Here is an 18,612-nt window from a genome sequence, read left to right as displayed (position 1 = left end):
GTCAGATCACCTCCGAGCTGCGTCGAGGGACTTCGGGGACGGGGAGCGCGGGCGCCGCCAGCAGCGAGGCGGCCACCGCCAGGTGCAGCAGGTACGGGGAGGCGTCCCCGAGACCGGCCTCGGTGTACGACGCGATCGCGCAGTAGCTGATCAGGAAGATCGCGCAGGCCCGCTCCAGCGACGGCGGGCGCAGCAGCGCGACCCCGCCGAGGACGATCACGAACGCCGCGACCAGGACCACCCCGGTCATGCCCTGCTCGTTGAAGACGGCCAGCCAGCTGTTGTCGATGGGCAGCCCGCCGAACGACTTGTCGCCCAGGCCCACCCCGAACAGGTACTCCGAGGGCGTCCGGGGCGCCGCGAGGAGCGCGTCCCACACCTTCGCCCGCCCGGTGAGGCTGCTGAAGTTCTCCTGGGTCTGCCCGCGCAGGAACCACGCCTGGAGGAACGAGCCGAGCGCGACCGCCGCGACGGCCGCGCACACCACCGCCCAGGAGAAGAACCGCCGCGCCGCCGCACTGGTCAGCACGAGCGAGCCGATCGCCAGCACCAGCCCGATCAGCAGCCCCAGCGTCGCCGTCCGCGTGTGCGTCAGCGCCAGCAGGACCAGCGAGGGGACGACGACCAGCGCGGCGCTCGAACGGTCGGTGCGCCGGCCCAGCAGGAGCAGCACCGACAGCCCGATGATCACCGCCGCGTACTGCCCGATCTGCGGCGGCGTCAGCGGCCACAGCGCGCCGACCAGCCGCCCCCCGTACAGGTCGGGCAGGGCCGCGCCCGGCGAGACGACCAGACCCACGGCCACCGACGCCAGCACGGCGAAGTACATCCGGATGTGGTGCCGGACGAACGTCTCGTCCCCGTTCCACCAGCGGCTCAGCAGCCACAGCGTCGCGATGAAGAGGGCGAGCCGGGCGCACCGGAACAGCGCCCCGAACCCCGACTCCAGATGCACGCTGGACAGCACGCTCGGCACCAGCAGCAGCGTCATCAGCAGCAGATAGGCGCTGGGCCGCATCCGCAGCCGCAGGTTGAGCAGCAGCGCCAGCGCGAACGCGGCGACCAGCGCGCCCATGGTGGCCATCTGGATGAGCGACCGGGGCAGCGGGACGATCGTCTTCGCCCCGGCGGACCCGAGCGTGTTGAGGATCAGCAGCCCCCAGACCGCCCCGACGAGCCTCGGCGCGCGCTCCTCCTCACCCATCCCCGCCACCCCCCTGCGGACGGAAGGTGCTGCCGGTGTCCTGGCCGTACGGCGCCGCCTGCCACTGCGCGGCGTCCAGCACCCGGCTCGGGTCGTGCGCGACGAACGCCCACGCGCCCACGTACACGTTGTCGTGCCAGTGGTTGTCCTGCGTGCGGGTGATCGCCTCGGCGACCTTGTCGCCCTGGTACGGCGACCAGTCGGGGTAGGTGCCGTAGTTGGCGAGGACGGCCATGCGGTCGCACTTGTCGGTGCAGCCGACGACCGTCTTGTCGAGGGTGAAGCGGTTGTCGTGGATGTCGACGCGCTGCGTCTTCCACCGGCAGTCGTCGTACAGCGGGGCCTTGGCGATCGCCGGCTGCTTGCAGCTCGCGGTGCTCTTCACGAGAAGCGTGCAGTCGCCGGAGGACGTGTTGGCGGGGCTGTTGCAGAACCGGTCGGCGTTCTCCCACAGGGTGATGCCGGACCAGTTGTCCGTCAGGGTGTTGCCGTAGATCTCGATCCTGCTCGTGCGGGCCCGGACCCGGGGTTCGCCGCCGGACTCCGACAGGTAGACCGTCGCGAGCGGGAAGGTGTCGCCCCGGTCCGCGTACCGGCGGCCCTCGACCCAGTTGTTGCGGCGGATCAGGTTCTTGCGGATCACCGCGTTGTAGCTGGTCTCGTAGATCAGCGCGGCACCGTCGTTCGACTCGATCACGTTGTTCTCGATCAGGAAGTCGTTGTTGTTGGTGTCCGCCCACAGCCCGGTGCCCCGGTTGTCGTGCACCCAGTTCCCGCGGACGTCGGCCCCGTCGACCGCCCAGAACTTGACGCCCCCCGTGCACCCGCAGCCGGACCGCTTGCGCTCCCAGTCACCGGTGTTGTTCCCGGTGATCTCGTTGCCCTCGACGACCAGCCCGGTGATCCGGCCCCCGCTCTTGTACGCGTTCATGCCGTACTGCCCGTTCGCGCGCAGGCAGTTGGCGCGCACCCGCTGCCGGGCCCCCGCCATCAGCCCGGCACCGTCGTTGTGCTGGATCGTCATGTGCTCGACGACCCACCCGTCGGCCGAGTCGTGGTTGACGACCCCCTCGTCGTGCGGCGCGACGAACCCCTGCACGGTCAGCGAACGCAGGGTGACCCCGCGCGCGGAGCCGCCGAACGCGTACTGGTTGGTCCTGCGGCCGTCCAGGACCGCGCCGGGCGCCCCGATGTACACGTCCCCGTCCTTCGGGATGACCTGCGCGTACCGGTCCGGTTCGAGGGTGTGCTTCCCCGGGCGGAGCCAGAACGTGGTGCGCGGGGGACTGCTCTTCGTCTTCGCCGCGAGGTCGCCGGTCACCGCCGGGTCGACCGTCACCGCGCCCTTCGGCGCCGACGCCGGCCCGCCCGAGGGCCTGTCGCACACCCGGGCCACGGCCGTGCCCGGCGCCGCGGACGTGCTGGACGGCTCGGGCCGCACGCTCGACGTACCGCTGTCACAGCCGGCCGCCGCCAGCAGGAGCAGCGCCAGCGGTGCGGTCCAGTGCCGCCACTTCATCCGTCCCCCTTCAGCCGTGGAACCTGAGTACGGTCGTGAACTCCCCCGCGCCGCCGGTGAATCCGGTGCCGACGAGCGTGGTCGCGGGCTCCTTGCGCCCGAAGCCGGGGGAGTACCAGCCGAGCGGCGGATCGCTCTCGCCCCGGTGCGCCCGCCAGCTCAGCGCCGCCGGCAGCTCCAGCACCGCCGACCGGTCCTCCCCGTCCCGGCTCCAGGACAGCCGCGCCCGCCCGCCGTCCAGCTCCGCGACGACCTCCGGCCCGAGGTGGAACACCAGCCGCACGGCCCGGCCGGGCCCGCGCACGGTGTCGACGATCCGCAACTCGCCCCCGTCCAGCTGCACTTGGCGCTGGTGTACGGAGGGCTGGTAGCCGTCGTGCTCGGCGCTCCAGCGGTCCGGGCCCGCCTCCAGGACGCGGGTGCGGGCGTGCCGGGTCCACAGGAACGGGCCCCCGGACACGGACTGGTCGGCGCCGTCGAGTTCGAGCGTGTTGTGGCCCAGCGTCGACCGGAAGTACCGGCGCCACGCGGGCTGCCCGTGGTAGCAGTACGTCCCCGGGTCGGCGAGCACGTCCACCCCCTCGCGGCGGACCTCCACGGACAGCGCGTCCGCGTGGGCGTGCGCCGCGATCGACAGGAACCCGTGCGGCCCGCCGTCGCACCGGCACCAGATCCCGCCGGGCCCCCGCAGGACGGTCAGCCCCGCGTCCGCGAAGTGCGCCGGCCGCTCCACGGGCCGGTCGTCACGCCGGTACGGCCTGACGAGCGCGGCCAGCAGCGGGGTGCGGACGTCGGTGGCGGTGACCTCCGGCCACCAGTCGAGGCGCCCGAACACGGCGTCCCCCGTGGCCAGCAGCGACGCCCAGCGGTCCGTGCCGGCGCCGTCCACGACGAGCCCGTACCCGTCGTCCGAGTCGCCCTGGCGCGGGGGCCGCAGGCTGGTGTCGACGACCGCCGCGAGGGCGTCGGTCATGCGCAGCAGCACCAGCCGCACCGAGGCGGGCACCTGGACCCCGGCCGCGTCCGCCTCGGCGAGGGCGGCGAGGCCCAGCTCCAGGACCAGGCCGTGGTACTCGGAGGCCAGCTCGCGGTTGAGGCCGGACAGGAAGGTGTTCGCGCGAAGGTGGCGGTCCAGGGAGCGCAGGGAATCCGCGCGCCAGCGCGCCGAGGTCGGGAACCAGTCGAAGGCGCAGGACGCCGCGAACTGCCCGGCGGCCTCCGCGACGACGTGGTTGTTCGCGGACGAGCCCCGGCTCGGGAACGCGGCCAGCCAGCGCTGGTGGTGCCAGATCTGGCGCACCGCCACCGGGTTCTCCTCGAACAGGGCGCCCGCGCCCGGCCACCCGTCGAGCAGCCGGCGCACCCACACCCACGACAGCAGCCGGATGCCCAGCTCGATGCCGCTCGTCCAGTGCACGCCCCGCAGCGGAGCGTTGGCCGACCACCACGACCGCAGATGCGCGGCGACCCGCTCCGCGTACCGCTCGTCCCCGGTGACCGCGTAGGCCGCGGCGAGGACGGTGAGGTACTGGTGCCGGGACAGCTCCCAGATCTGCTTGACGTCCCCGACGGTGTCCTCGTCGCGGTACGGCACGTCGAACGCGTACCCCCAGGGCGCCCGGCGGCCCGTCTTCGGGTCGAACCACCAGTCCGGGTCGGCCAGGTCGTCACGGACCACGCCGAAGTACTCGGCGTGCCCGGCCATCAGCCGGTCCGCCTGAGCGACGAGCCGCTTCACGGCGTCCGGCGCCGCCCCGGCGAGCACCCCCGGCGGCAGCGTCGCGGTGAACCGGGCGTCGGGCACGTCCGGGCACACGGGCCGCGCCGACCGCCACCGCCGTCTGCGCGCCGTGTCGACCGCCCGTCCGCCGATCTCCCGCGGCCCCATCCGGGACAGCCGCCGCAGGTACCAGCCCGCACCGAGCGTCATCGCACCCCCGCCAGCGTCACCGGCGTCCCGGCGGCCAGCCCGGTGCGCACCGCGAGCGTGGCCGCCGTGGTCGCGGCCAGCGACTCCAGCGGCACCGGCATCGGCCCGCCGGTCCGCACGGCCCGCACGAACGCGGCGAGCTGCGCGTTCTGCCCCTTGTCCCGCGCCTTGGGAAGCCGTGAACTCACCCACTTCTTCGGGCTGTGCACGGTAGCCCGCACGAAGTCGTCCAGGCGCAGCGCCCGGCCGTCCGCGACCAGGTCCAGCGTCTCCTTCGGGAAACCGGACGGGCCGCTCGTGACGTAGCTGATCGTGGCGGTGGACCCGTCCGGGTAGCGCAGCACGACCTGGAGGTCCTCCCCGCCGGGCGCCGCGACCGCGTACACCGAGACCGGGTCGGCGTCCAGGAGCCAGCTCGCCGTGTCGACGAAGTGCCCGCCCTCACCGGCGAACCGCGACCCCTCGGTGTCCTGCCGCAGATACCAGCTCCCGTGGTCCAGCCGCCCGGCGTTGACGAGATAGCGCAGGCTCGCCGGACCGGACCGGGCGCCGAACCGCTCCTTCGCCTCCTGGAGCAGCGGCGCGAACCGGCGGTTGAAGCCGACCTGGAGCCGGTCGTTGCCGGACTCCTCCACCGCCGCCAGCACCCCGGCGAGCTCCTCCTCGGTGAGCGCGAGAGGCTTCTCGACGAACACCGCCTTCCCCGCCAGCAGCGCCCTGCGGGTCAGCTCGGCGTGCGAACTGTGCCGGGTGACGACGAACACCGCGTCGATCGACGTGTCCCCGAGGACCGCGTCCAGATCGGTGGTCGCGCGGGCGAAGCCGAACTTGCGCTGCGCGTTCGCGCCGGACAGGGCGGTCGTGGTGACGACGGCCGCGAGGTCGACGCCGTCGCGCTCGACCAGGTGCGGCAGCAGCATCGACGTCGCGTAGTTGCCCGCGCCGACGAACGCCAGCCGCAGCGACGCCCGCACCGGCCGGGCCGGCCGCTTCGCCTTCACCTCGATGGCCGGCACTGTGACCGTCGCCGCGGGACGGGTCTCGGGCTCGTGTCCGGGGTAGCGGAAGAGGACGGCCACGGCCTTCAACTCGCCGTCTTTCAGGCCCTGGTACGTCTCGACGGCGTCGGCGAAGTCGGCGGTGTGGGAGATCAGCGGCTCCACGTCGACCCGGCCACGGGCGGCCAGGTCGAGGAAGCAGGCCAGGTTGCGGCGCTCCGTCCAGCGGACGTAGCCGATCGGGTAGTCGCGGCCCTCCAGCTCGTACTCCGGGTCGTAGCGGCCGGGGCCGTAGCTGCGGGAGAAGCGGACGTCCAGCTCCTTCTCGTAGTACGCGTTCCACGGCAGGTCCAGCCGGCACTTCCCGATGTCGACGACCCGGCCCCGGTCCCGGCACAGCCGCGCAGCCAGCTCCACCGGCTGATTGCTGGAGCCGCCGGCCGCCAGATACACCTGGTCCACGCCGTGCCCGCCGGTGAGTTCGGAGACCGCCGTCTCCACCGCCGCCGAGGAGGGGTCGCCGCAGGCCGCCGCGCCCAGCCGCCCCGCCAGCTCGCAGCGCGCCGGATCGGGGTCGACGCCGACGACGGTCACCCCGGACGCGGCCAGGAGCTGCACCACCAGCTGGCCGATCAGCCCGAGGCCGATCACCAGCGCCGTGTCACCGAGCTGCGGCTCCCCCCGGCGCACGCCCTGCATCGCGATCGCGCCGACCGTCCCGAACGCCGCGTGCCGCGCGGCCAGTCCGTCCGGGACCGGCGCGTACAGGTTCTTCGGCACCCAGTTCAGCTCGGCGTGCAGCGCGTGCTCGTTGCCCGCGCAGGCCACGAGATCGCCGGTCTTCACGTCGTCGATCCCGGCGCCGACCTGCTCGACGACCCCGCACAGCGAGTAGCCCAGCGGCGTGTAGGAGTCCAGCTTGCCCATCACCTTGCGGTAGGTGGCGGGCACCCCGTTGACGGCGACGCTCTGCACGACCTTGGCGACCTGGTCGGGCCGCGAGCGGGCCTTGCCCAGCATCGACATGCCCGCCTCGGACACCTTCATCAGCTCGGTGCCGGTGGAGATCAGCGAGTAGGCGCTGCGGACCAGCACACCCCCCGGCTTGCACCCCGGCACCGGCACGTCGAGCAGCGCCAGTTCGCCGTTCTTGTAGTTCTGCACAACCTGTTTCACCCGAAACGGTCCTGTCTCTATGCGGTCAGGGAGGAGTGCCGGCCGGTCGCGCCGCGGTACCAGTACTCCAGGGTCAGCACGTGCCACAGATGTTTGGAGAAGTCCCGCTGCCCGGCGGCGTCCTCGGCGGCCATCCGCGCCAGCGCGTCCCGCCGCAGGAACCCGGAGCGCACGAGTTCCCCGTCCTCGATCACCTCGCGCACCAGCGGCGCCAGATCCCGGCTCATCCAGGCCCGCAGCGGGGCGCTGAACAGCCCCTTGGGCCGGTACACGATCTCCCGGGGCAGCACCGACAGCGCCGCCTCCTTCAGGACGGCCTTCCCCTGCCGCCCCACGATCTTGCGGTCCCCGGGCACCGCGAACGCCGCCTTCACCACCTCGACGTCCACGTACGGCACCCGCACCTCCGTCGACGCAGCCATGCTGGAGCGGTCCGTGTAGGCGAGGTTCAGCCCCGGCAGGAACATGCGGGCGTCGCCCAGGCACATGCGGTTGACGAAGTCGTCCAGCTCGTTGTCCCGGTAGACGTCGGCGTGCTCCGTCAGCACGTCGTCGACCGTGCCCGCGAGGTCCGGATCGATCAGGCCGAGCAGCTCGCCCCGGTCGTACAGGGTGTAGCTGCGGCGGAACGCGGTCTCCTCCGGGAGGTCCGCGAAGGACAGGAAGCGTTTCGCGAAGCGCACCGACCGGTAGCCCCGGCGGGCGGACGCGACCGGCAGCCGGTCCACGGCCCGCGACAGACCGCGCCGCAGCGGACGCGGCACGCGCTGGTAGCGCAGCGCGAGGAGGTTCGCGAGGTGCTTGCGGTAGCCGGCGAACAGTTCGTCGGCGCCCATCCCCGAGAGCATCACCTTCACCCCGGCCTCGCGGGCGGCCGAGCAGATCAGGAACGTGTTGATCGCGGCGGGGTCGCCGATCGGCTCGTCCAGGTGGTACGTCATGCGCGGCAGCAGGTCGAGGACGTCCGGGGCGATCTCGATCTCCTTGAGGTCGACCCCGAACTGCGCGGCGACCTGCCGGGCGTAGCGCAGGTCGTCGGGCATCGCCTCGAAGCGGGCGTCCTCGGCGCGGAAACCGATCGTGTAGGCGGAGATCCCGGGCCGCTCCCGGGCCGCGAGCGCGGTCAGGTAGCTGGAGTCGAGGCCGCCGGACAGGAACGTCGCCACCGGTACGTCGGACAGGAGGTGACGCCGTGTCGAGTCCTCGATCACGGCCGCGAGGTCCGGGAGTTCAGCCTCCTGCGCCTCGGCGGCGACGTCCTTCAGGTTCCAGTACCGGCCGCGTTCCACCCGCCCGTCCGCCCGCAACCGCAGCCAGCTCCCCGGGGGCAGCTTCTCGGCCTCCCGGTACGCGCACCGCGCATCGGGCACCCAGTAGTACAGCAGCGACGCCACCAGCGCCGCCGGGTCCACCTCCAGCGTCCGCCCGGTCACGGCGGCGAGCGCCTTCAGCTCGGAGGCGAACACCAGCCCCTCGCCGCGCCGCAGCAGGAACAGCGGCTTGATGCCGAGCTGGTCGCGGGCGAGCACCAGGTCGCCGGTGCGCTCGTCGAAGATCCCGAACGCGAACATGCCGCGCAGCCGGGGCAGACAGTCGGTGCCCCAGCGCCGCCACGCCTCCAGGAGCACCTCGGTGTCGGAGGTCCCCCTGAACCGGACCCCGGCGGCGGCGAGTTCGGTCCGCAGCTCGGGGGCGTTGTACAGCTCGCCGTTGTAGGTGAGGACGAGCCCGTCGGACGCCATCGGCTGGGCGCCGGTCTCCGACAGGTCGATGATCGACAGCCGGCGGTGCCCGAGTTCGACGTCACCGTGGCTGTAGCGGCCCGACCCGTCCGGGCCGCGATGGGCGAGGGTGCCGGTGAGCCGGTCGGTGACGGCCTTCCCGTCCGGCCACCGGTACGTGCCTGCGATGCCACACATGAACTACCGAGCCTCCTGGTCGCTGTCCGGTACCCGGGCCGCCCACTTCGGGAGCCGCTCCGTCCCGCCGTGCAGGACGCGCCGCACACCCCGGGCGCGCGGCGGGGCGGGCGGCCCGTCCCACAGGGTGCCGTCGGTGCGGTCCCGGGGATCGGGGTCGATCAGCACCACCCCGAGCACCTCGACACCGTGCTCCGCGAGCTGCCGGGCCACGGTGTGCAGCCAGGCCGTGCTGCCGTGCCCGGCGCGCACGACGAGGACGGTCCGGGTGCCGAGGTGCGGCAGGTCCGCCCACGCCGTCCCCGGCGCCACCGACCCGACACCGAGCCGCCGTTCCTCCGCCGGCCCCGCCTCGGCCTGCTCGCCCCGGACGATCCGGGGGTCCCCCGGCTTCGGGTGGCGGCGGGCGAGCCGCGAGCCGGGCAGGCCGTCGACGACGACCACCGGCCCGTCCTGCGCGAGCGCCCCGGCGAGGTCCAGGGCGATCAGGCACACCGGGCGCGCGCACCCCAGCTCCAGCAGCGACACCGGCTCCGTGGAGCCGCGCGCGGTGCGGGCCAGCGAGACGGCGAGCCGCTCGCGGGCCTCCCGGGTCCGCCGGCGCCGCCACAACAGGGGCGGACGGCGGGGGAGTTCGCTGAGGACCGAGGCCCCGAGGTGGGCGGCGACGTCCCGGCGCAGCACCGGCCGGTCGGCGACCACCGAGGCGACGGCGGCGACCGCGAGCCCGAGGACCAGCCCGAGGACGCCCCCGATGGCCGCGTCGGTCGCCGCGGCCTTGGGCAGGGAGTGGAGCAGCGCGCGCGGCGCGTCCACGACCTGCGTGCCGGCGATCAGCTGGGGCGTGCCCACCCGGGCCTCGGCGGCACGCTGTCCGAAGTCGGAGATCCGGGAGGTGAGTTCGGCCCGGCGGGCGAACAGCGACTCCAGGTCGGCGGACGCCTTCGGCCCGCTCTGGGACGAACCGGCGTCGATCGCCTTGTCGACGTCGGCCAGCTCGGCCTGCAACCTGCCCTGCTGGTCGAGGAGGGCCTTCGCCTCGGCGTCGGCGGCCTCCTGGAGCCGGCGCACGTGGTCGGCGACGAACGCGTCGGCCAGCGCCTTCGCCCGCGCCACCGCCTGCGCCTCGGTGTCGCCGGTGACCGTGATCTGGAGAAGGTTGTTGGTGAGCCCCACGCTCGTGTACTCCGTCATGAAGTCCTCAGCTTTCTCCGAGGACTTCAGGGACTTGAGAGCGCTGTCCGCGATCCTGGTGGTGTGCAGCAGAGCCACGTCGGTGCGGATCAGCGTCCCGGGGTCGTTGGGCTGGTCCTGCTGGTGGGCGACCAGGACCTTCGTCACCGCGGTCGGCGGCGGGGGCATCAGGACCGCCACGGCCCCGCCGGCGAACAGCCCGAGGAGGGCCGCCGAGGACCACAGACGCCGGCGCCGGCGCACCGCGACCACCAGCGACTGGAGGTCGAGCAGCGGAGCGGGGGGCGGCTGCGACGCCGTGGATGACATGGAGGGTGAGGGTGTCGTCACGGTGCGCCTCCCACGGTGGCGGTCTCGCGGGGGCGGTCGGCGGAGCGGTGGGCGCGGGCGCGCACCCGGTCGGTGAGGACGACGCCGACGACCGGGTGTCCCGCGTCGGCGCACGCCTCGGCGAGGCCGGTCAGCTCCGCGGCCGTCCAGTCGCCGGTGCCGATGACGATCAGGGCGCCCGCCTCGTCGTCGCGGTCCGGGACCGTCGGGCGGGACATCGAGACGTCCACGACGCGCAGCACGGGATCGGTGCCGGCCTCGGCGGCCAGCTGGTCGGCGGCCCGGCGGGCGGTGGCATCGCCCTCCGGGACCAGGACCGACAGGGCGTGGGCGGGCGGGAGTTTGGCACGGACCCGCCGGTAGCGGAGGTGTGTGGCGGCCTCGTCGACGGCTGTCTTCGAGACGGGCACGTCCCACCGGATGTCGGCGCCCACGAGGCGGCGCAGCCGGCCCTGGGAACGGCGCGCGGTGCGGTCGCCGGGGACGTCGACCGTACCGAGGACCGGTGCGGCTAGGGCCGCCGTGATCTCGGGTTCGGTGCGCAGCCGGCGGCTCATCCGGGCGGCGGCGAGATGGCCGAGCACCGAGACGAGGAGGAACAGCAGGGCGCCGCCCACGATCAGCTGGACCCGGGTCGGCGGGGCCTGGCCGTCCGGGCGGGGCGCCGGGCCCATCACGACCATGTTCGCCTTGTCGGCGGCCGGACCCGTCTGGTCGAGCTTGTTGACGGCCTCCTGGAGCGAGGTGCGCAGCTTCGCCAGCTCGGTGCGGGTCTGCACGCTCTCCACGGTCCGCCCCGGGTCGGTCGCGTCCGCCAGCTCGGTGATCCGGCGGCCGATCTGCACCACCAGCCGGCGCAGCTCCTCGGGCTGCGCCGCCGCGTCCGGGTCGGTGCTCTCGCCCGCGACCCGCGCGGCGAACGCCACGAACTGCTGGGCGACCTGGTCGGCGAGCCGCTGCGCCCGCTCCGGGTCCTCGGCCGTCCCCGAGATCTTGACGATGTTCCCGTCGGAGGCCGTCGCGGTCACCCGGTCCCGCAGTTCACGGCCGTCGACCCCGGGCCAGGCGAGGGTGGCGGCGGCCTTGTCGACCACCACCGAACTGGTCGCGATCTCCGTCTGCGTCAGCAGCTCGCGCTGCTCCCACGCCCCCGGCAGCAGCACCGACGCCGACGCCGTGTACTGCGGCGGGAACAGCAGGGAGAGGCCGTAGCCGACGAGCGCGCCCACCACCGTGAGGAGGGTGAGCAGCCGTCGCCGCCGACGGATGATCCGGCCGATCGTGACCAGACGTATCGTGTCATCGCTCAACGGTGCGGCCTCCGCCCCGGTGCATGGGAGGCGGCGGTGTACGCGGCGAGCAGTGACGCCTGCGAGTGCTCCCAGGACAGCGGCCCCCCGACCCGCTCCTGGCCGATCTTCCCCATCCGGGCCCGCCGGTCCGGATCGTCCAGCAGCTCCGCGACCAGCCGGGCGAACACGGACTCGTCGTTCGCGGGCGCGTAGACGGCCGCCTCACCGGCGGACACCCGCGCCTCCTTGAGATCGAAGGAGACGATCGGCCGGCCCATGACCATGTACTCCAGGACCTTGTTCATCGTCGACACGTCGTTGAGCGGGTTGTACGGGTCGGGCGAGAGACACACGTCCGCCGACGACAGCCAGCGCGCCAGGTCGGCGTCCGGGATACGCCCCGTGAACTCCACCTGATCCCTGAGCCCGAGCCGCCCGGACAGCTCCACCATCGCGTCGAACGTGTCGCCGCCGCCGACGAACACGGCGTGCCAGTCGTCGCGCCCGCACTCGTCCCGCAGCTTCGCCAGCGCCCGCAGCGCGTAGTCGACGCCGTCCTGCGGGCCCATCACGCCCAGGTAGCACAGCAGATGGGGCTTGCCGCGCTTCAGCTCCGACTCGGCCGGCACCGGATGGAAGCGGCCGGCGTCGGGCGCGCTGCGCACCACGAACACGTCGTCGGGCCGCCGCCCGCCCCGGCGCACCGCGACGTCCCGGTAGCTCTCGTTGGTCGCGAGCACGACGTCCGCCGCCCGGTACGTCATCCGCTCCAGCGCGCACACCGCCCGGTACAGCAGGTCCTCGCCCCGGTCGAACCGGGACAGGTACAGCTCCGGCACCAGGTCGTGCTGGTCGAAGACGAACCGCGCGCCGCGCCGCTTCAGCCACAGCGCGGGCAGGAACAGCAGGTCGGGCGGGTTGCAGGCGTGCACCACGTCGACCCGGCCGACCTTGCGGGCCAGCCGCAGCGTGTGCCACAGCGCCGACCCGTACTCGCGGAGATAGCCGGACGGCCCGCCGGTCGCCGCCTTGAGCGGGTAGCGGTGGATGCGGACCCCGTCGATCTCGGCCTCCGCCTCCGTGTCCCGCTTCGTGCCCTGCGGGCAGATGACGTGGACCTCCCAGCCCGCGTCGCGCAGTGTCGTGCACTCCTGCCACACCCGGCGGTCGAAGGGCACCGACAGGTTCTCCACCAGGATCAGCGCGCGCCCGGCTCCGCCGGCGCCGCGCCTCGTGTCACCAGGCAAGGCCCACGTACCCCGGTTCGGCCCGCCGCGCCTCGGCGTCGGGGAGGCGGACGAGGTCGACGATCACCGGGTCGTCGCCGTGCGGGAGGGCCGCGAGGACGGCCGGGTCGCGGGTGCCGACGAGCACCACGTCGGCGTGGTCGAGGACCTCCTCGACGGAGTCCGCGAGGAGCTGCGCGAGATGCGGCAGCCGGCCCTCGATGTACTCCCGGTTCGCGCCGAGCAGCCGTGACAGGCTCACGTTCGCGTCATAGATCTTCAAGTCGTACCCCTTGCCGAACAGCCGCTCGGCCAGCTCGACGAGCGGGCTCTCGCGGAGGTCGTCGGTGCCGGGCTTGAACGAGAGCCCGAACAGGCCCGCCCGGCGTCTGCCCGTCCGCTCGACGAGCTCCACCGCCCGCTGGAGGTGGTCGGAGTTGGAGGGCAGGACGTGGGACAGGATGGGCACCGAGACGTCCGCCCGGTGCGCCGCGTGGACCAGGCTGCGCAGGTCCTTCGGCAGGCAGGAGCCGCCGAACGCGAAACCGGGGCGCAGATAGGCCGGGCTGATGTTCAGCTTCCGGTCGGCGAGGAAGACGTCCATCACCTGGTGCGAGTCGACCCCGAGGGCCCGGCACACCGCGCCGAACTCGTTCGCGAACCCGATCTTGAGGCCGTGGAACGCGTTGTCCGCGTACTTGATGGCCTCCGCCGTCGGCACCGGCACCCGGAACACCTCGCCGGGCAGCCCCTTGTACAGCTCCAGGACCGTGTCCCCGCTCGCCGTGTCGAGTTCGCCGATCACCGTCTTGGGCGGGTCGAAGAAGTCCCGCACGCTCGTGCCCTCGCGCAGGAACTCCGGGTTCACCGCGACCCCGACGTCCACCCCGGCCGTCCCCGCGTGCTTCTCCAGGATCGGCACCAGCAGGTTGAGGCAGGTGCCCGGGAGCATCGTCGAGCGGAACACCACCGTGTGCCGTCCGCCCCGCTCGGCGAGCGCCGCCCCGATCTCCTCGGTCACCCGCTCCAAGTACGTCGTGCACAGGCTGCCGTTGGGCTCCGACGGCGTCCCCACGCAGACCAGGGACACCTCGCTCTCCCGGATCGCCTCGGCGACGTCCCGCGTGGCCCGCAGCGCCCCGGTGCGGACGACATCGGCGATCAGCTCGCCGATCCGCTCCTCGACGACGGGCGCCTTGCCGTCGTTGACCAGATCCACCTTGACCTGGTTGACGTCCACCCCGATCACGTCGTGCCCCATGCCGGCCAGGCACGCGGCCGACACGCAGCCCACGTAGCCCAGCCCGAAAACGCTGACTCTCATGACCTGTTCCCCCCGGATTTCCCGCTCATCAGTAGGCCCCCTGTCCATGGACGACGGCCCGCAGCGTCTTCCACAAGATCACCGTGTCCAGTGCCAGCGACCAGTCCTCCACGTACCGCAGGTCCAGCCGGACGGCCTCCTCCCACGACAGGTCGCTGCGCCCGCTGATCTGCCACAGCCCGGTGAGCCCGGGTTTGACCAGCAGCCGGCGCCGGATGTCCGGCCCGTACGCGGCGGACTCCTCCGGCAGCGGGGGACGCGGACCGACCAGGGACATCGACCCGGTGAGGACGTTGAAGAGCTGCGGCAGCTCGTCGATCGAATACCGGCGCAGCACCGCTCCCACCCGGGTCACCCGCGGGTCGTGGCGGACCTTGAACAGCAGTCCGGCGCCTTCGTCGCGGTCGGCCAGCGCGGCACGCGCCCCGTGGGCCCCGACGACCATCGTGCGGAACTTCAGGATCATGAACTCGCGGCCGTCCTTGCCGACCCTGCGCTGCCGGTAGAACGCCCCGCCCGGGCTGTCCAGCAGCACGAGCAGCGCCACGCCCAGCATCAGCGGCGCGAACAGGACCAGCAGGAGCGCCGCGCCCAGCCGGTCGACGACGCCCTTGACGGCCCGCCGGCCCCCGGTGAAGGCCGGCATGCTGACCCGCAGCAGCGGGATGCCGAGCACCGCGTCGATGTGCAGCCGGGGTCCGGCCACCTCCATCAGCACCGGCGCCACGACCATCTCGGCGTCGCTGCCCTCCAGGTTCCACGCCAGCCGCTGGAGCCGGTCCGGCGACCAGTGCGGGTCCGGTGTGACCGCGACGACCCGGTAGCCCCCCTCGTGGACGTGACCGGCGACGTCTGTCAGTCTCCCGACGACCGGTACGCCGTCGAGCTGGTCCCCGTCGAGCCGGGGGCCGTCCGTCGTGCAGACCCCGTCGACCCGCCAGCCCAGATGCGGGAACTTACGGGTGCGGCCGATCAGGTCCCGCATGGTGGCGAGGCTCCCGGCGGCCAGCACGGGTCTCAGACACCGGCCCTCCTTGCGCTGCCGGTGCAGCCACAGGCGCAGCACGTACCGTGCCGTCATGGTGGTGAGGGTGATCGCCGGGATCGCGACGAAGATCCAGAGCTTGATGTTGCGGGAGGTCAGGGCGATCCCGCCGAGCGCCAGGACGACGGTCGCCGCGAAGAGCGAGCGGCCGAGCCGGCGGAACTCCTCGGCGCCCTGGCCGAGGACGGCCGGCGCCCACGATCTGCTCACCGCGAGGGCCCCGAGCACCAGCAGCTCGGTGCCGAACGCGAGAATCCCCCATTTCTCGTGCCAGTTGGCCGCGTCCCGTGCCCCGAAGGTGTTGCCGATCGCCGCCACCACGAAGGCCGTGGCCGCGGTGTCGCCGGCGATGACGGTACGGCGATAGCGCTGTTCCCAGTCGGTACTGGACTGTCTGACCGGCCCGTTCGCCGGACGCCTGCGCGCCGACGGAAAAGGGCTGACTAGTCCCCCTTGCCGCACAGAACCCCCCCAGGTCCCCAGTGGTACGACGTGTTCGCCTCACACTGTTGCTCCCCCTCGGGAGGCCCCCGCCTCCCGTGCGATTCCTCCCCCTCGCCCGTCGTGCGGGCAGCTCTCCGAGACGGCGGACTCGTGTGTCCCGCCGGGCTTTCGAGGTACGCGGAGCCCACCGGAACCCCGGATGCTCCCCGCACCCGCGGCCCCCTGAGGGGCTCCAGAAAAGACGTTCCTGCTGAAGTGCTCCGAACGTCTGAAGCACGGTCAATCTAGACCATCGGGGCCAGTGTGTAGAGAGGGTGTGGGTAATTTGTGTGCAAGTTTTGAGACTGAATCGACCGGTCGGTGACCGATGAGGGTCCATTTACCGGAAAACCCCAAGTGGGGCGGGGTGAAGCATGATCAGATACGGCTCCGCCGCGGCCGGTTGATCAACTCCGCGGGCCTTGGCGGGATCTGTGTGAGGTCACCCCTGACCTCGCGGAACCGTCCGTTCCTGTTCGGGTACGTGAACTCGCCCTGGCTGTAAGCGAGTTGTGCGATCGGACGGCCGCTCGCGAGGTGACATGACCGGCCATCGGCGGGGTGAACGGCTGGTCGCGGGGGCTGCGCCGGGGCTGGTTCGACACCTTTCGACTCCGTGCGACGGGTGGGGGAGGGGAGGTCCGGCAGGGCCGGAATTCGCTCCTGCTCGCCTCGCGGCGAAGCGCGAGACCGGGCGCTCACCCCGGCCGGCCGGCCTCGATGGGCACCGAACGAACAATCGTTCGTTGAAGCATTGATGACGAGGTGAAAGGTGGAACTGAGGGAAACAGCGGATTTCACCGAGTGGGCCAACGGACCATGATCCCGTTGTCAAGGAGCTGAGTCGGAGTTCGCTATTTCCGGGTTCTGATGTTCGGAAACGTGATATCGGCCCGCGGCCGCTATCTCAATATGCCGAACACGCCGCCGGGACACCGCCAGCAGCTCCGCCGCCGGACCGGACAACGCGTGTCCCGGCGCCCACACGGCACGCAGGACCCGCCGCAGCCGGACCCCCTCGACGTCCACCGCCACCAGCCGCCCCTCGGCGAGGTCGGTGCGCACCGCGAGTTCGCTGAGCACCGCGGGCCCCGTCCCGGCGATCACGGCGCCCCGGACGGCCGTCGCCGAGCCCAGCTCCAGCAGCGGCCGGGGCGCGCCCGCCCCCGCGAGGGACAGCGCCTGGTCGAGGGTCTCCCGGGTACCCGAACCACGCTCGCGCAGGACCAGCGGGGCGGACGCCAGCTCGGCGGCGGTCAGGGGGCGCCGGCGGCGCGTCCAAGGGTGGCCCGGCGCGACCACGATGACGAGCCGGTCGTCCGCGACCGGCTGGGCCGACAAGCCGGGCGGGGACTGGGGCGACTCGACGAACCCGAGGTCCACCACCCCGCCGCGCACCAGCTCCGGGACCCGCTCGCTGTTGGCCACCCGCAGGCCGACGTACAACTCGGGGCGGGCGCGGCGCAGTTCGCCGAGCCAGCCCGGCACCAGATGATCGGCGACCGTCATGCTCGCCGCGACCCGCAGCTCCGCATCCCGCTCGGCCCGCAGCGCCTGCGCGCCGGTGACGAGACCCTCCAGCTCCGCGAGGACCTGCCCGGCCCACCCCGCCACCGCCCGCCCCGCGTCGGTGAGCCGGGAACCGCGCCGGGACCGCTCGACGAGGACCAGCCCGAGACGGCGCTCCAGCGCGGAGAGGCGTTTGCTGGCCGACGGCTGCGCCAGCCCGAGCCGCGCCGCCGCCCTCCCGAGACTTCCCGTGTCCCCCACGAGGACGAGCAGACGGAGCGACTCCGGGTCCGGCAACTGGCGCATACCGCCAGGCTATGGCCCCACGCCGGCCGTGAGGCATAGCTCCGGTCTATGACCCCATCACCCGGGTGTGGGACCGGGCCGCCGGGTCATTCCCCAGGGCTATGACGTCCCCGCACACCGACCGCTACCGCGCCCCGCGCACCCCGCCGACGATCAGGGCATGACCACAGCAGGCCACCTCCACCGACGCATCGCCCCGGCGGCCCCGGGACTCCTCGCCACCGTCATCGGCACCGCCGCCGCGTACGGACTCGCCGCCCTCGTCCCCGCGGTGAGCGCCCTCACGGCCGCCGTCGTCCTCGGTGTCGCGGTGGGCGGACTGCTCCCCGAGGAGGCCCGGCCCGGCATGCGGCGGGCGACCAGGGCCTGCCTGCGCCTCGGGGTCGTCCTGCTCGGACTCCAGCTCGCGGTGGGCGAGATCCTCGGACTCGGCGCCGGGATGGTCGCCGCGGTCGTGGCCACCGTCCTCGTGACCTTCCTCGGCACACTCCTGCTGGGCCGGCTGATCGGGGTGCCGCCCGGCCTCTCCCTGCTGGTGGCGACCGGCTTCTCGATCTGCGGGGCCTCCGCGATCGCCGCGATGGACAGCGTCACCGACAGCGACGAGGAGGAGGTCGCCACCGCCGTCACCCTCGTGACCCTCTACGGCAGCGCCGCGATCGCCTTCCTCCCGTTCCTCGGCGGCGCGCTCGGCATGAGCCCCGAACACCTCGGCACCTGGGCGGGACTCTCCGTCCACGAGATCGCCCAGGTCGTCGCCGCCGCCTCCACGGCCGGCCCCGCCGCGGTCGCCGCCGCCGTCGTCGTCAAACTCACCCGGGTCGTCCTCCTCGCCCCGATGGTCGCCGCAGTGGGCGCCGTACGGCGCGGGCGCGCCGAGGGCGGACGGCCCGCGCCCGTCCCGCTGTTCGTGCTGGGGTTCCTCGCGACGATGCTGGTCCGCAGCACCGGCGCCGTACCGGAGCCGGTCCTGTCCTCGGCCAAGGCCGTCACCACGCTCCTGTTCACCGCCGCCCTCTTCGCCCTGGGCAGCGGAGTGCGGCCCGGCGCGCTGCTGCGCACGGGGAAGCGGGGGCTGGTCCTGGGCGCGCTGTCGACCGCCCTCGTCACCGGGGTGGGCTACGGCGCGCTGGCCGTTGTCGGAGCATGAGCGCGAG

General features: G+C 73.1%; 12 protein-coding genes. 1 reads left to right on the top strand and 11 read right to left on the bottom strand.

Features of this window, described 5'->3' with window-relative positions:
- Position 1: 1 nt before the first annotated feature.
- The 11 genes from ABZX85_RS40430 to ABZX85_RS40380 all read right to left on the bottom strand — a co-directional run bounded on the left by ABZX85_RS40430 (position 2) and on the right by ABZX85_RS40380 (position 17,455).
- Positions 2 to 1,204 (bottom strand): O-antigen ligase domain-containing protein, encoded by a 1,203-nt coding sequence (locus tag ABZX85_RS40430; RefSeq protein WP_355880819.1) that lies wholly within the window; start codon positions 1,202 to 1,204, stop codon positions 2 to 4.
- The gene (locus ABZX85_RS40425) at positions 1,197 to 2,723 is read right to left on the bottom strand and encodes a right-handed parallel beta-helix repeat-containing protein (RefSeq protein ID WP_355880816.1); all 1,527 of its coding nucleotides are present in this window, start codon (positions 2,721 to 2,723) and stop codon (positions 1,197 to 1,199) included. The genes ABZX85_RS40430 and ABZX85_RS40425 overlap by 8 nt, the downstream gene beginning before the upstream one ends.
- A 10-nt stretch (positions 2,724 to 2,733) precedes the next feature.
- Complete coding sequence (locus ABZX85_RS40420) at positions 2,734 to 4,653, bottom strand: alginate lyase family protein (RefSeq protein WP_355880814.1); 1,920 nt, start codon at positions 4,651 to 4,653, stop codon at positions 2,734 to 2,736.
- The gene (locus tag ABZX85_RS40415) at positions 4,650 to 6,827 is read right to left on the bottom strand and encodes a bi-domain-containing oxidoreductase (protein WP_355880811.1); all 2,178 of its coding nucleotides are present in this window, start codon (positions 6,825 to 6,827) and stop codon (positions 4,650 to 4,652) included. The genes ABZX85_RS40420 and ABZX85_RS40415 overlap by 4 nt, the downstream gene beginning before the upstream one ends.
- A gap of 17 nt (positions 6,828 to 6,844) precedes the next feature.
- The gene (asnB, locus tag ABZX85_RS40410) at positions 6,845 to 8,746 is read right to left on the bottom strand and encodes an asparagine synthase (glutamine-hydrolyzing) (protein WP_355880808.1); all 1,902 of its coding nucleotides are present in this window, start codon (positions 8,744 to 8,746) and stop codon (positions 6,845 to 6,847) included.
- 3 nt (positions 8,747 to 8,749) lie between these two features.
- Entirely contained in the window at positions 8,750 to 10,249 is a 1,500-nt protein-coding gene (locus ABZX85_RS40405; protein WP_355880806.1) for a Wzz/FepE/Etk N-terminal domain-containing protein, read from the bottom strand.
- 17 nt (positions 10,250 to 10,266) lie between these two features.
- Positions 10,267 to 11,580, bottom strand: coding sequence for a Wzz/FepE/Etk N-terminal domain-containing protein (locus ABZX85_RS40400; RefSeq protein ID WP_355880803.1), 1,314 nt, complete (start codon positions 11,578 to 11,580; stop codon positions 10,267 to 10,269).
- On the bottom strand, positions 11,577 to 12,809 hold the full coding sequence (locus tag ABZX85_RS40395) for a glycosyltransferase family 4 protein (RefSeq protein ID WP_355880800.1): 1,233 nt from the start codon (positions 12,807 to 12,809) through the stop codon (positions 11,577 to 11,579). The genes ABZX85_RS40400 and ABZX85_RS40395 overlap by 4 nt, the downstream gene beginning before the upstream one ends.
- Positions 12,799 to 14,112, bottom strand: a complete 1,314-nt coding sequence (locus ABZX85_RS40390) for a nucleotide sugar dehydrogenase (RefSeq protein ID WP_355880797.1) — start codon at positions 14,110 to 14,112, stop codon at positions 12,799 to 12,801. The genes ABZX85_RS40395 and ABZX85_RS40390 overlap by 11 nt, the downstream gene beginning before the upstream one ends.
- Positions 14,113 to 14,140: 28 nt before the next feature.
- Positions 14,141 to 15,619, bottom strand: a complete 1,479-nt coding sequence (locus ABZX85_RS40385) for a sugar transferase (RefSeq protein WP_355880794.1) — start codon at positions 15,617 to 15,619, stop codon at positions 14,141 to 14,143.
- An 852-nt stretch (positions 15,620 to 16,471) separates the two neighbouring features.
- A complete protein-coding gene (locus ABZX85_RS40380; RefSeq protein ID WP_355880792.1) occupies positions 16,472 to 17,455 on the bottom strand; it encodes a LysR family transcriptional regulator in 984 nt (327 codons plus the stop codon).
- Between the two features lie 160 nt (positions 17,456 to 17,615).
- On the opposite strand from ABZX85_RS40380, the gene ABZX85_RS40375 reads away from it, so the two are divergent.
- Positions 17,616 to 18,605, top strand: a complete 990-nt coding sequence (locus ABZX85_RS40375; RefSeq protein ID WP_355880789.1) for a putative sulfate exporter family transporter — start codon at positions 17,616 to 17,618, stop codon at positions 18,603 to 18,605.
- Positions 18,606 to 18,612: the final 7 nt, after the last annotated feature.

The sequence above is a fragment of the Streptomyces sp. NPDC004539 genome (genome assembly GCF_040610055.1).
Classification (GTDB): domain Bacteria; phylum Actinomycetota; class Actinomycetes; order Streptomycetales; family Streptomycetaceae; genus Streptomyces.
Note: the sequence above shows the minus strand (reverse complement) of the source record. Positions and strands in the feature narration are given on the sequence as shown.

Bases quoted from the DNA above. Each gene is read 5' to 3' on its own strand.
- ABZX85_RS40430 (WP_355880819.1), bottom strand. From the start codon at position 1,204: ATGGGTGAGGAGGAGCGCGCGCCGAGGCTCGTCGGGGCGGTCTGGGGG.
- ABZX85_RS40425 (WP_355880816.1), bottom strand. From the start codon at position 2,723: ATGAAGTGGCGGCACTGGACCGCACCGCTGGCGCTGCTCCTGCTGGCG.
- ABZX85_RS40420 (WP_355880814.1), bottom strand. From the start codon at position 4,653: ATGACGCTCGGTGCGGGCTGGTACCTGCGGCGGCTGTCCCGGATGGGG.
- asnB (WP_355880808.1), bottom strand. From the start codon at position 8,746: ATGTGTGGCATCGCAGGCACGTACCGGTGGCCGGACGGGAAGGCCGTC.
- ABZX85_RS40405 (WP_355880806.1), bottom strand. From the start codon at position 10,249: ATGTCATCCACGGCGTCGCAGCCGCCCCCCGCTCCGCTGCTCGACCTC.
- ABZX85_RS40390 (WP_355880797.1), bottom strand. From the start codon at position 14,112: ATGAGAGTCAGCGTTTTCGGGCTGGGCTACGTGGGCTGCGTGTCGGCC.
- ABZX85_RS40380 (WP_355880792.1), bottom strand. From the start codon at position 17,455: ATGCGCCAGTTGCCGGACCCGGAGTCGCTCCGTCTGCTCGTCCTCGTG.
- ABZX85_RS40375 (WP_355880789.1), top strand. From the start codon at position 17,616: ATGACCACAGCAGGCCACCTCCACCGACGCATCGCCCCGGCGGCCCCG.